This window comes from Vibrio sp. ER1A, assembly GCF_000733315.1.
Taxonomy (GTDB): Bacteria; Pseudomonadota; Gammaproteobacteria; order Enterobacterales; family Vibrionaceae; genus Vibrio; species Vibrio mediterranei.
In genome coordinates this window covers 243,887-255,971 of record NZ_JPJA01000086.1, presented here as the reverse complement: position 1 = coordinate 255,971, position 12,085 = coordinate 243,887, and the positions used below count along the sequence as shown (strand labels likewise).

Annotated in this window: 11 protein-coding genes; 3 read left to right on the top strand and 8 right to left on the bottom strand. The window is 44.3% G+C overall.

Going from position 1 to position 12,085, the window contains the following annotated elements:
- Window positions 1-206: 206 nt before the first annotated feature.
- Window positions 207-1,211, top strand: a complete 1,005-nt coding sequence (locus HW45_RS08790; RefSeq protein WP_038226399.1) for a porin — start codon at window positions 207-209, stop codon at window positions 1,209-1,211.
- A 126-nt stretch (window positions 1,212-1,337) separates the two neighbouring features.
- Here the strand turns inward: HW45_RS08790 and cyoE are convergent, their stop codons facing one another.
- The 4 genes from cyoE to HW45_RS08770 are packed head-to-tail and all read right to left on the bottom strand — an operon-like array spanning window position 1,338 to window position 4,789.
- Window positions 1,338-2,240, bottom strand: coding sequence for a heme o synthase (gene cyoE / locus HW45_RS08785; protein WP_038227690.1), 903 nt, complete (start codon window positions 2,238-2,240; stop codon window positions 1,338-1,340).
- A gap of 11 nt (window positions 2,241-2,251) precedes the next feature.
- Complete coding sequence (locus HW45_RS08780; protein WP_038226397.1) at window positions 2,252-3,418, bottom strand: COX15/CtaA family protein; 1,167 nt, start codon at window positions 3,416-3,418, stop codon at window positions 2,252-2,254.
- Between the two features lie 46 nt (window positions 3,419-3,464).
- On the bottom strand, window positions 3,465-4,037 hold the full coding sequence (locus tag HW45_RS08775; RefSeq protein WP_051867929.1) for a hypothetical protein: 573 nt from the start codon (window positions 4,035-4,037) through the stop codon (window positions 3,465-3,467).
- A gap of 8 nt (window positions 4,038-4,045) precedes the next feature.
- The gene (locus HW45_RS08770) at window positions 4,046-4,789 is read right to left on the bottom strand and encodes an SURF1 family protein (RefSeq protein WP_160171210.1); all 744 of its coding nucleotides are present in this window, start codon (window positions 4,787-4,789) and stop codon (window positions 4,046-4,048) included.
- Window positions 4,790-4,820: 31 nt separating this feature from the next.
- Here HW45_RS08770 and HW45_RS08765 point away from each other — a divergent pair, with 31 nt between their 5' ends.
- Window positions 4,821-5,045, top strand: coding sequence for a DUF2909 domain-containing protein (locus HW45_RS08765; RefSeq protein WP_038226391.1), 225 nt, complete (start codon window positions 4,821-4,823; stop codon window positions 5,043-5,045).
- A gap of 21 nt (window positions 5,046-5,066) precedes the next feature.
- Here HW45_RS08765 and HW45_RS08760 read toward each other — a convergent pair whose 3' ends face one another.
- The 4 genes from HW45_RS08760 to coxB are packed head-to-tail and all read right to left on the bottom strand — an operon-like array spanning window position 5,067 to window position 9,379.
- A complete protein-coding gene (locus HW45_RS08760) occupies window positions 5,067-5,948 on the bottom strand; it encodes a cytochrome c oxidase subunit 3 (RefSeq protein ID WP_038226388.1) in 882 nt (293 codons plus the stop codon).
- Window positions 5,941-6,549: a cytochrome c oxidase assembly protein gene (locus HW45_RS08755; protein ID WP_038226387.1), complete on the bottom strand. Its 609-nt coding sequence runs from the start codon at window positions 6,547-6,549 to the stop codon at window positions 5,941-5,943. Before HW45_RS08755 ends, HW45_RS08760 begins: the two co-directional genes overlap by 8 nt.
- 11 nt (window positions 6,550-6,560) lie before the next feature.
- Window positions 6,561-8,192, bottom strand: a complete 1,632-nt coding sequence (gene ctaD, locus HW45_RS08750) for a cytochrome c oxidase subunit I (RefSeq protein ID WP_370736759.1) — start codon at window positions 8,190-8,192, stop codon at window positions 6,561-6,563.
- Between the two features lie 14 nt (window positions 8,193-8,206).
- Window positions 8,207-9,379, bottom strand: coding sequence for a cytochrome c oxidase subunit II (coxB, locus tag HW45_RS08745; RefSeq protein ID WP_038226385.1), 1,173 nt, complete (start codon window positions 9,377-9,379; stop codon window positions 8,207-8,209).
- A 562-nt stretch (window positions 9,380-9,941) separates the two neighbouring features.
- Between coxB and HW45_RS08740 the strand changes: the two genes are divergently transcribed.
- A complete protein-coding gene (locus HW45_RS08740) occupies window positions 9,942-12,020 on the top strand; it encodes a DUF4962 domain-containing protein (protein WP_038226383.1) in 2,079 nt (692 codons plus the stop codon).
- The last annotated feature ends 65 nt before the right edge of the window (window positions 12,021-12,085 follow it).

Genomic DNA, 12,085 nt, shown 5'->3' with positions numbered 1-12,085 from the left:
GTAACTTAGAGCGTGTTTTTGAATATAATTTAATTTATCCGTAAAGATCATCACGGGAAATATATTCTATTAGCTATTTCCTGAAACTATAATTCCATTTGTCTGCACTTATAGCTTTGTTAATAATCATTTAGCCTATTTATAGATACGACGAGCCAAGAGCGTATTAATAATAAAACTTATTAGAGACTAAATAGGAATTTAACATGAAGAAAGTTTCTCTTTTAACAGCGGCTATTATTGCAGGTTTATCAGCTACGGCAGCAAATGCAGCTGACGTATATAAAGGTGATAATCTGAACCTAGCAGTGGGCGGTCGAGCTGAAGCGCGTGCTGATTTTGACAAGAGCAGTAATGATAGAACCGTTGCAGACAATAGTCGTGCTCGTGTAAACGTTCTTGCTACTACTGAAATTGCTGACGGCGTTAATGCTAAAGGTTTCTTTGAAGAAGAAATTAACCGTTCTGGCGACAATAACGGTGCTGGATACGATAACCGTTATCTATATGTTGGTATTGCAGGTGAAAACAATGAGCTCCAATACGGTAAAACGGATGGTTCTTTAGGAATTATTACTGACTACACTGATATTCTTGATGCATTCGGTGGCGAAGCGGGTAACAAAACAGCAACTGCTGACCGTACAACCAACCAACTGTTGTATATCGGTACATTCGGTGACCTAAAAGTTAAAGCTAACGCTAATGGCGGCGGCGCCGCTGATTCATTCAAGAAATACGGCAATGAACTATCAGGTACAGTAGACCAAGGTTATGGTATCGCGGCACAGTACCAGTTAGGAGATTTGAGCTTTGGTGCAGGTTACGCTTACCAAAAAGACGAAAACGTCAAAGTGAAAACTGGTAATTTAAAAATTTCACCAGATGCAACAAGCCAAAACGTTCTAGTTGGTGCGGGTTATCAGCTAAATGACCTATATCTTGGTGGTTTATATACTCAAGGGAAATTGCTAGACCAAGACTATAAAGGTTTTGAAGTAGCATCTAAATACGACCTAACAGACCGTATTCGTCTTGCAGCTGCATTCCAACAAGTTAAGTTTGATATCGCTGACGAAACAGACCAAAACATCGCGGCAAGCGTACACTACAAATTTACTAATTACTTCACGACTTACGCAGGTATCTCAAAAGACCTTAAAGGCGACAAAGATACGGCAGGACGTGTTGGCGCTATCGTCACGTTCTAATTCTAAACTGCACTTTTGTTAGATGGGATGGATTTACATGACCGAAGATCTTTCCTGGCAGCTAGTTTAAATCCAAACGCCCTATCAGCCATCACATTGTGATGGCTGTTTTTTATTATTGAAGAATTAAATTGGTAGGTAGTGATCCACCAGCAACACTACAAATAAAATCATCAAATGCATAATGGAGAATTTAAAAGTATCCATTGCTGTCTTTTCTGTTGCCGCATACTTTAACTTCCAAGCGTAATAGATAAAACCCGCACTCAAGAAGGTGGAACCGGCCAAATACACCAATCCTGTCATTCCAACTAAAGCGGGTAATAAGCACACCAGTGCCAATAAAATGGTATAAAGCAAAATAGAAGTCTTGGTGTATTCCACCCCGTGAGTCACCGGAAGCATAGGAATATCGGCTTTCGCATAGTCGTCTTTTCTATGAATCGCCAATGCCCAAAAATGAGGTGGTGTCCATATGAAGATAATCATTACCAGTAACCAAGCATTAGCGTGCAGTTCCCCTGTTACCGCGGTCCAACCTAACAACGGCGGCATTGCACCAGCAATACCCGCGATAACAATATTCTGTGGCGTCGCTCGCTTCAAATATAAGGTGTACACAACAGCATAGCCAAGCAAACTAGCAAATGTAAGCCAAGCGGTTAACCAGTTAACCCCCGCAGCTAATATTGCAAAACCTAGTACGCCAATACTCAGTGCAAAAGTAAAGACTTTACCAACACTCAAGTCTCCTGATGGCAACGGACGTTTATGGGTCCTTGCCATGACAGCATCAATTCGACGGTCAATTAGATGGTTGAAAGCTGCTGCAGAGCCCGCCATTAACGCAATACCCAATAAACCCAGCACGGTCGCCTGAACAGGCAAAGCGCCCGGTATCGCCAAACACATCCCAACCAAAGCTGTTAAGATCATTAATGCGACCACTTTTGGTTTGGTCAAGGTTAAATAGACACGCCAGTTGAGTCTTGGTTTAACGACGGAATCCACACGACTTGTTGCCGCCATTGTCAGTTTATTCATAGAGAACTCTCCTTGTCTCCAGATGCTTTAAGTCTCTCAACTTTATTCTCCGACTCAATGACTTTCAGTGTCGGCTTTTCTGATTGAGCGTACCGTATATTCCACATAATATAGTTAGCTTGAATTAGGCTTAATAGAAGTAGCGCAGCGCCCAGATTATGCATAACAGCTATTGGTAAAGGTAAATGGAACACCACATTACTGACGCCTAGTGCAAGTTGAATCGCTAACAGTCCCAATAAAAGTACTGCGACGTTGCGTACCACGCGCTGCTTATGTTGTAACAAGCACAGCCCTAATATCCCAACGAGTAAAGTCACCGCAATAGCACCAAAACGATGACTCACATGGATGGTCATTCTTGCAGCATAATCAAGCACGCCAAACTCGTAATTGTCAAAGCCAAAATGAACCGGAGTGAAAGCGGTTTTGAAGTCGAGATAGCGCACCCATTCGCCTTCACAAATCGGCAAAGCGGTACACACCACAGCGGCATAATTTGAAGATACCCAACCGCCGAGTATTATTTGTAAGATGGTTGCGACAAGAGCCAAGCCAGCCAATATTTTGAGTCGACGACCAATTATCTTTGGCTCACTAGTCACGGTATTAGCCTCAACCACTGTTGGCTGAAAGGTCACACTTACCTCAGATTTAGATTTCGCTTTATTATCCTGTCGCGTCGCTATCGCGTTCGGACGTAATCTTAAATATGTGAAAAACAGTAAACAAAACATTGTAAAACCACCTATCAGGTGGCCCATAACTACAATTGGCATCAGCTTAAGCGTTACCGTCCACATCCCCAGCGCAGCTTGAAACACGATCACTAAAGATAACGACACCGGCAAAGTCACCCCTAGTCGTGCACGCTCATTTCTTAACGCAAGATAGGTTATGGCGAACACCACCAAACCCAGAGTTCCCGCCAAGTAGCGGTGTATCATTTCTAGCCAAGCTTTGTGAGGCTCCACCGCTCGCTCGGGAAAAAGAGTATTAGCAACCGCTACATCAACGTTATTGCTCGGAACCGTAAGATGACCATAACAACCTGGCCAATCAGGACAACCTAAACCCGCATCAGCAAGGCGTGTATAAGCCCCCATTGCGATAACAATAACGGTCAGTATTAACGCCCCTTTCACCAAATCTATCAGTCTCATTGCAACTCCTTATGCCTTCAACACAGGTGTACTTCACCTTTCGCGTCTACCCTACTCGAGATAACTTGAGTAACTTTCTTAGGTCGGATAACAACCCCTTGCTATGGGCGATTTGTTGCTCCTTGGTTGTGGGTTCAAAAAACATCACGACTTGACCTAACGTGTCGGTAATGACATACCCTTGTGATGGCACTAAAGCAGAGAAAGCATCGTTAACGGTCAACACTGTCACCGAATTCGGTAGTTCAGGCACTACTTGGCCGGTCTGTACATAAACAACAGGTGTCACGCGCTCTTTATACTTTCCTAGCGCTAAGTACGTTTGCCCCATGACGTATAAGCGATTTAAGCATGCATCATCACATGTAGCAGGAAGCATAAAACCAAGCTGCCAACTCTCTCCTTGAAGAGGGTTCACCATTCCTAGTGACTCAAACGTCACACGAGGCTCCAACAGCTGACCATGATTGGTCACGCCAGACTGATACCAATGGTTACTCAGAATTGCCTTCGCGACGATAAACGGCAACGCAAAAAACAGAATCAACGCCAGTAGCGTAAGTCGTCCTCTTAACACGGCTTTGGGCTTTAGCGAATGTGTCGTCATCCCTGTGCTCATAAACGCTCCTAATGTCTTGCTGAATGAGTTTTTCTGCCCCATCGATACACGGCAATACCTACTACAAAAGCAAATACCAACGCCATGGAGAACCACTGAAAAGCGTATCCATAGTGTTTGCTCGAGTTCATAGACAATGGTTTCCATGGGTGAGCATAAGGCGTTGTTGAATCGATAGGTTGCAACGCCCATGCTTGTAGGGGCTTACCAGTAAGCTCTGCCAATGAACCTATATTTAAGTTCTGAATTCGAAACCTGGTAGAAGTCAAAGAGGTAAAATCTTCAGGGTAGAGCTCATTACCTAAAGGGCTGTCCAACTTTTGATATAAACGCCCGGTTATCATCAGAGGGTGGGTTAACTGCTCAACAACTGGCAATGACTGTCTTTGCTCCATCCCTTTAACGAATCCTAGTTCAAGAAGTAAAAAACGTGATTGGCCATCGATAATAAGCTGATACACCAAATAGCCAACTTGGCCTTCAAAGGTTTGGTTATCCAAATAGAAAAGCTCTGGAAGAGGCGTAACCTCAGTAAAGACAGGGACGCCTATCCAATCAAGATAATCACTGTTTGACTGGGATGTGTTTGAGAAATGGACAGAGCTCAACGAGATCGGAGACTGTTTACTTCGCTGAGCCAACATCGACTCCATATGCGATTTGTCGTTACCTCGCTGTAGCTGCCACAAACCTAATTTGACCAAAGTAGAAAACACAACCACAGTTAATACAAAGCCGACCCAGAATTTCACTGATTTGAACCAGGCCACGCGAGGAACTTCAATGTCACCGACACTATTGTTTAAGATTGTTTTAGTACTGCTGTTACTTTTCATCATCTTTAACTTAGCGCTTGCCCTAATTCGAATGGTGCGAGACGACCCTGATTCTGATAAACCAATGAGTCACTATCTGGGTCGCCGTGTCTTGTTTTCTGCGATCGTTGTTATTCTTTTGATCATCGCCCTTCAAAGCGGATTACTTGCTCCTAACCCTCGCCCTTATTAAGTCAGTTTTCTAAAATCTGAGTTAAAGTACATAAACAAAAACAAAGAGGCACAGCCAAACCACATCAACAAAGTGCCAGTACCAACTGCCTGCCTGAAATGCGAAATGGTCTTTGGGAGTAAAATGGTCTTTAGCGATTCGAAACAAGAGTACAATCAAGAAGATCGTCCCTAAACACACATGTAGACCATGGAATCCAGTCAACATGAAGAAGGTATTGCCGTATATCCCAGATTGTAAGGTCAACCCCATATCTTGGTATGCATGCGCATATTCGACCGCTTGGTAATAGAGGAAAAACACCGCTAATACGATAGTAATCTCAAGCCAGACGATGAGCGCTGTTCGTTTGTTTTTCTCTAAACTGACATGTGCCATATGTAGCGTAATCGAAGAGAGCAGCAATATGATCGTGTTCTTCAACGGTAACCCTTGCCATGGCATCGCCTCAGTCGTGTCACCTGCTGGCGTTGTCGTCAAAGGCCAAATCGCTTCAAATCCAGGCCACAGAACTTCGTGAGTCATCACATTGTTATCTGCCCCGCCAAGCCAAGGGACAGAGATCATTCTTGCGTAAAACAACGCCCCAAAAAAAGCACCGAAGAACATCACTTCAGAAAAAATGAACCAGCTCATCCCTTGACGAAATGAACGCGTAATCTGATCTGAATACAAGCCTGCCAATGACTCACTGACAACATTGCTAAACCAACCTGACAGCATGTACAACAACACGGCAAAGCCAAGCGCTAGAGTAACGTTACCAATGACGCTACCCGCTCCACCTGTTTCTAGATGTTGAACCGTGAGCCCAGCCCCAACCGCCACTAAAAACAGCGCGATTGCCCCCACGATTGGCCAACTACTCTGAGCTGGAACGTAATAAGATTGAGGTTTACTCATAGCTTAACTCCCTGTTAAGTGCGCTTTTGCTACCCTTACTGCGTTCAACGGCATCCTGCACGCTTGCATTACTTGTGATGTTGTAGAGTGTGTACGACAAAGTCAGTGTGTGAATTGATTCGGGGATATCAGGTTCGATATAGAAAATTAGAGGCATCTCCGCTTCGCCATTAGCATCAAGAGGTTGATGGTTGAAGCAAAAGCACTCAATTTTATTAAAATAAGCAGCGCCAGTACCCGGAGATACAGATGGCACTGCTTGCCCGACTAAAGATTGCGACGCATTGTTCTTTGCCAAATAAGCGGTTTGAATCACCTCACCCGGATGAACATCAAGGTAGATGGTTTCGGGCTTAAAGGTCCACGGCATATCAGGATTGATGTGTGCCATAAACTCAACACGAATCGTACGCGATATGTCCGCCCTCATTCCGACGGGTTGCACCGCGGACACCGTATTGGTTTTACCATTGATACCCAATGCTTCACACATAATGTCGTACAACGGAACCAAAGCAAAACCGAACCCAAACATGCCGATAACAGCAACACTAAGCCACGTTACTAACTTTTTATTTGACTTACGGTTTTGCTCGCTCATAAGTCACCTCTCTAATCCACTTTGGGTGGAGTACTAAAGGTGTGATGCGGTGCTGGACTTGGGACTGTCCATTCTAGCCCTTCCGCTCTGTCCCAAGGTTTGGCTTCGGCCTTTTCTCCACCTTTAATACACTTGATTACTAGCCATAAGAAAATCAACTGCGACAGACCAAAGGCAAAACCGCCGATTGAGACAATCTGGTTTACATCCGCAAATTGAATTGCATAGTCAGGAATACGCCTTGGCATACCCGCTAATCCTAAGAAGTGCATCGGGAAAAACAGCACATTGACCGAAATAACCGAGCACCAAAAATGCCACAGGCTAAGTTTGTGGTCGTACATATGTCCTGTCCACTTGGGCAGCCAGTAATAAGCAGCTGCCATAATTGAGAACACAGCACCGGAGACCAATACATAGTGGAAGTGAGCCACGACAAAATAGGTATCGTGATACTGGAAGTCCGCCGGCACGATAGCTAACATCAACCCAGAAAAACCACCGATGGTAAACAAGACAATGAAGGCGATGGCAAACAGCATGGGCGTTTCGAACGTTAACGCACCGCGCCACATAGTTGCTACCCAATTAAATACTTTCACACCCGTTGGCACAGCAATCAGCATAGTGCAGTACATGAAGAACAGCTCTGCGAACACTGGCATCCCTGTGGTAAACATATGGTGCGCCCAAACCAAGAAAGACAACAGTGCGATACTGCACGTCGCATAAACCATAGAATGGTAGCCAAACAGCTTCTTACCACTAAACGCTGGTACGATTGCAGAGACGATGCCGAAAGAAGGCAAAATCATGATGTACACTTCTGGGTGGCCAAAGAACCAGAAGATATGTTGGAACATCACAGGGTCGCCGCCACCCGCTGCATCAAAGAAACTGGTTCCAAAATACTTGTCTGTTAACACCATTGTCACAGCACCCGCTAACACTGGCATCACCGCAATAAGCAGGAAGGCTGTAATCAACCAAGTCCAAACAAAGAGTGGCATTTTCATCAACGTCATCCCAGGGGCGCGCATATTGAAAATGGTAACAATGACATTTATTGCCCCCATGATGGAGCTAATCCCCATGATATGTACCGAGAAAACAAACAATGCCGTACTATCGGGACCATAGGTTGTAGAAAGTGGTGCATAGAATGTCCAACCAAAATCAGGTCCGCCACCGGGCATGAAGAGGGATGACAATAGAATCAAGAAGGCAAACGGTAGAATCCAAAAGCTTAAGTTATTCATGCGCGGTAATGCCATATCTGGCGCACCGATCATCATAGGGATCATCCAGTTAGCCAACCCAGTAAATGCAGGCATTACTGCACCAAATACCATCACTAAGCCGTGAACTGTGGTCATCTGGTTAAAGAAATTTGGCTCTACAAGCTGTAAGCCCGGTTGGAATAGCTCTGCACGAATGACCATTGCCATCGCACCGCCAGTAAGAAACATAGCAAAACTAAACCACAGATATAGTGTCCCGATATCTTTATGGTTAGTGGAATATACCCATCTTGCCCAGCCAGAAGGGGCGTGATCATGATGATGATCGTCTTCAATGATGGCCGTGCTTTCTGCACGACTCATCTCTGCATCCGTCGCCGTTGACGATTTAACTGTTTCCATAGGATCCGTTTTCATCATAACTCCTTGGAGCTGGTTTGCTCCCCATCTTGCGTTTTGAACGCATTGATATCAGAGGCTTGTACTGCATCTCCCGTATCATTACCCCAAGCGTTTCGCTGGTACGTCACTACTGCTGCTATTTCTTTGTCTGTCAATTGGTTAGCAAACGACTGCATGGCTGTTCCATTTACCCCATCAACAATTTTGCTGATGTGAGTCGACACCTCTCCGGTCGTCGCAACTGCACTCCCCGCAATGGCAGGAAAAGCCCCCGTGATACCTTCACCGTTTGCTTGATGGCAGACAGCACAACGGCCCGCATACACTTCTTCACCAATTGTCATCAGTTCATCAAGTGGAAGTGTCGCGTCAAGAGACTTTGCTGCTTCCGCGGCTGCCAAGGCCATTTCTTGTTTCTTCCCTGCTAACCATGCATCGTAATCACTCTGTTCCATGGCTTGAACAACGATCGGCATAAAACCATGAGCTTTGCCACACAGCTCGGCACATTGACCTCGATAAACACCTGGCTCGTCAATCCTTGTCCATGCCTCATTAATAAACCCTGGGATTGTGTCTTTCTTGACGGCAAAATCCGGCACCCACCAAGAATGAATTACGTCATCGGATGTCATTAAGAAGCGGATTTTTTGATTGATAGGTACAACGAGTGGATTGTCTACTTCAAGCAAGTAATGAGCACCTTTTTCTTCAATACCATCTATTTGCGTTTGCGATGTAGCCAACAAGGAGAAGAAATTAACATCTTCACCAAAGTACTCGTAGTGCCATTTCCACTGCGAGCCCGTAATTTTGATAGTGATATCCGATTGAGATGTATCTTCCATTGCCACCAAAGTTTTGGTTGCGGGAATCGCCATCGCAATCAATATGATAATCGGAATAACCGTCCAAACAATTTCGACTTTAGTGCTTTCGTGGAAGTTAGCGGCAACGGCGCCGCGAGATTTTCTGTGTTTGAAAATGGAGTAGAACATCACTCCGAATACAACAAACGCAATGGCACAACAGATGTAGAAAATCAGCATATGCAAGTCATAAACTTGGTTACTGATATTAGTAACGCCTTTAGTCAAGTTATAGCCGCTCGACTCGGCGATGAGAGGTTGGCTGATTAGCGCAGCAGCCACACCAATCCATAAGCGAATGGTCAGCAATCTCTTCAAAAGATTTCTCCTTTGCCTAGCCACGTTTGTCCTAACGTGGTTCCCCTATGACTTATACCAAGCACATCTGAAGAGTGATCAAACAATTCAGGATGGTAAAGCCCGCAATCAAAACCCAACTAACTGTGATTCGACGACGTCTAACGAAGACCAACTAGGTTTTATCAACTCGAAAATGAGTTTCAAAAATAAAGCCAAACTGCACAAGTAAACAGTCATACACAAGATAACCACTTACTTATTGAGTCCGGTATCAATAAAATACAACACAAAACAATTTGTTATATTTTTGTTAACTAAATGCTAGTTAGAGAATTAGAGATTCGCAAGGATAAAAATAAAAGGTCACTTTTTGTGATGGTGGCTTATCGATTACCGTTTAAATTTTGACAAACTGGAAAACTGATATCTCTAGAACAACGGAAGACGTGGATTCTGTCATTGGTCACAAAATACGTAAAAAACCATGAACCACTCGTAGAAGTATTTTATTATTGTATGACAATATGGCATATTATTTCTATTCCCTTTAGACATACTTCGTATATACAAGAGAGTTGGTATGAGTAACGACAAATCATTCGATGCAATCAAGGCCATGAAGCTTGAAAACGACACTTCTGCTGGTAACTTGGTTGACCTACTACCTATTGAAGTTCAGAAGCGAGACTTTGACCTGTCCTTCCTAGATAACCTTGCTGAGGCTCGTCCTCGCCTACTCATCCAAGCCAATGAACTAGCCGAATTTAAATCAAGAGTTAAAAAAGATGAATCTCACTGCATGTTCGATGACTTCATGAATAACTCGACGGCCAAATTTTTCAATACTGAACCTTATCCAGAACCTCAGCCTTACCCAGAAGAAACGGTTGGCAAAGCCTCTCTCTGGCGACCTTATTGGCGTCAAATGTACGTTGATTGCCAGATGGCGCTTAATGCGACACGTAATCTTGCGATCGCAGGCATTGTCAAAGACGATAAAAAGCTTATTGGCAAAGCTAAAGCTTGGACGCTCCAACTCGCGTCCTATGATCCAGACGGTGTAACATCTCGCGGCTACAACGACGAAGCAGCCTTCCGCGTCATCGCAGCAATGGCTTGGGGCTATGACTGGTTACATGGTCACTTTACTGAAGAAGAACGTACAATAGTGCGTGAGGCATTAGTGACTCGTTTAGACGAAATTATGCATCACTTAAAGGTCACCGTTGACCTATTAAATAACCCATTGAACAGTCACGGCGTTCGATCTATTTCTTCCGCTATTATCCCGACGTGTATTGCTCTCTATCACGACCATCCTAAAGCTGGTGAATATATTGCGTATGCGTTGGAATACTATGCCGTCCATTATCCGCCATGGGGTGGTGAAGATGGTGGCTGGGCAGAAGGTCCAGATTATTGGAATACTCAAACAGCCTTCCTAGGTGAAGCCTTCGATCTGTTAAAAGCATACTGTGGTGTAGATATGTTCAATAAAACATTCTACGAAAACACAGGAGACTTCCCACTTTATTGCATGCCAGTTCACTCGAAACGAGCCAGCTTCTGCGACCAATCTTCTATCGGTGACTTCCCTGGGTTAAAACTTGCCTATAACATCAAGCATTATGCTGGAGTAAATCAAAAGCCTGAATACGTTTGGTATTACAACCAGCTGAAAGGCCGTGATACTGAAGCACATACCAAGTTCTATAACTTTGGTTGGTGGGACTTTGGCTATGACGATCTCCGTTTTAATATTCTTTGGGATGCGCCTGAAGAAAAAGCGCCGTCAAACGATCCGTTGTTGAAAGTGTTCCCTATCACAGGCTGGGCAGCTTTCCACAACAAGATGACAGAGCGTGATAACCATATCCATATGGTCTTTAAATGTTCACCATTTGGTTCAATCAGCCATTCACACGGCGACCAAAATGCGTTTACTCTGCATGCCTTTGGTGAAACATTAGCGTCTATCACCGGCTACTATGGTGGCTTTGGCGTCGATATGCATACGAAGTGGCGTCGTCATACTTTTTCTAAGAACTTGCCCCTGTTTAATGGCAAAGGGCAGTACGGAGAGAACAAAAACACTAAATTTGAAGGCCACCAAGACCGCTTCTGTATCGAAGCAGGCGGTCAAATCACAGACTATGACACAGACTCTGACGTCAAATTTGTAGAAGGCGATGCAACCGAATCCTACAAGTTCTTTACACCAGATATCGAATCCTACAAACGTAAGATTTGGTTCGTGAAAGGCAAGCTCTTTGTCATCCAAGACAAAGCGAGCTTTGGCGAAGAGAAAGATCTCACTTGGCTAATGCATACCACGTTTAATACCGAGACAGCTCAAAAGTCATTTGCTATCCACGGTGACAAAGCACATCTAGATGTGAGCTTTATCAATCAAAGCGCGGACCAAATTACGTCAGTGACCAACGTCGAAGGCTTTGGCGATGTGGACCCTTACGAGTTCCAAGATCTTGAGATCCACCGTCATGTAGAAGTAGAATTTTCTGCATCAAAACAACACGAAATTCTTACGTTACTTGTCCCTAACAAGAATAGCGGGGAACAAGTTCAGGTGTCGCATAGCGTCCGCGATAATGAACTAACACTTGTTGTAGATGGTGAAACAGTGACCATAGATTTATAGTGGTTCAACGACTTTAAAAGATAAAGCCTTCACCGCATTTCAGCGTTGAAGGCTCTTTTTTATTA

Bases quoted from the DNA above. Each gene is read 5' to 3' on its own strand.
- HW45_RS08790 (WP_038226399.1), top strand. From the start codon at position 207: ATGAAGAAAGTTTCTCTTTTAACAGCGGCTATTATTGCAGGTTTATCA.
- cyoE (WP_038227690.1), bottom strand. From the start codon at position 2,240: ATGGCGGCAACAAGTCGTGTGGATTCCGTCGTTAAACCAAGACTCAAC.
- HW45_RS08780 (WP_038226397.1), bottom strand. From the start codon at position 3,418: ATGAGACTGATAGATTTGGTGAAAGGGGCGTTAATACTGACCGTTATT.
- HW45_RS08775 (WP_051867929.1), bottom strand. From the start codon at position 4,037: ATGAGCACAGGGATGACGACACATTCGCTAAAGCCCAAAGCCGTGTTA.
- HW45_RS08765 (WP_038226391.1), top strand. From the start codon at position 4,821: ATGTCACCGACACTATTGTTTAAGATTGTTTTAGTACTGCTGTTACTT.
- HW45_RS08760 (WP_038226388.1), bottom strand. From the start codon at position 5,948: ATGAGTAAACCTCAATCTTATTACGTTCCAGCTCAGAGTAGTTGGCCA.
- HW45_RS08755 (WP_038226387.1), bottom strand. From the start codon at position 6,549: ATGAGCGAGCAAAACCGTAAGTCAAATAAAAAGTTAGTAACGTGGCTT.
- ctaD (WP_370736759.1), bottom strand. From the start codon at position 8,192: ATGGAAACAGTTAAATCGTCAACGGCGACGGATGCAGAGATGAGTCGT.
- HW45_RS08740 (WP_038226383.1), top strand. From the start codon at position 9,942: ATGAGTAACGACAAATCATTCGATGCAATCAAGGCCATGAAGCTTGAA.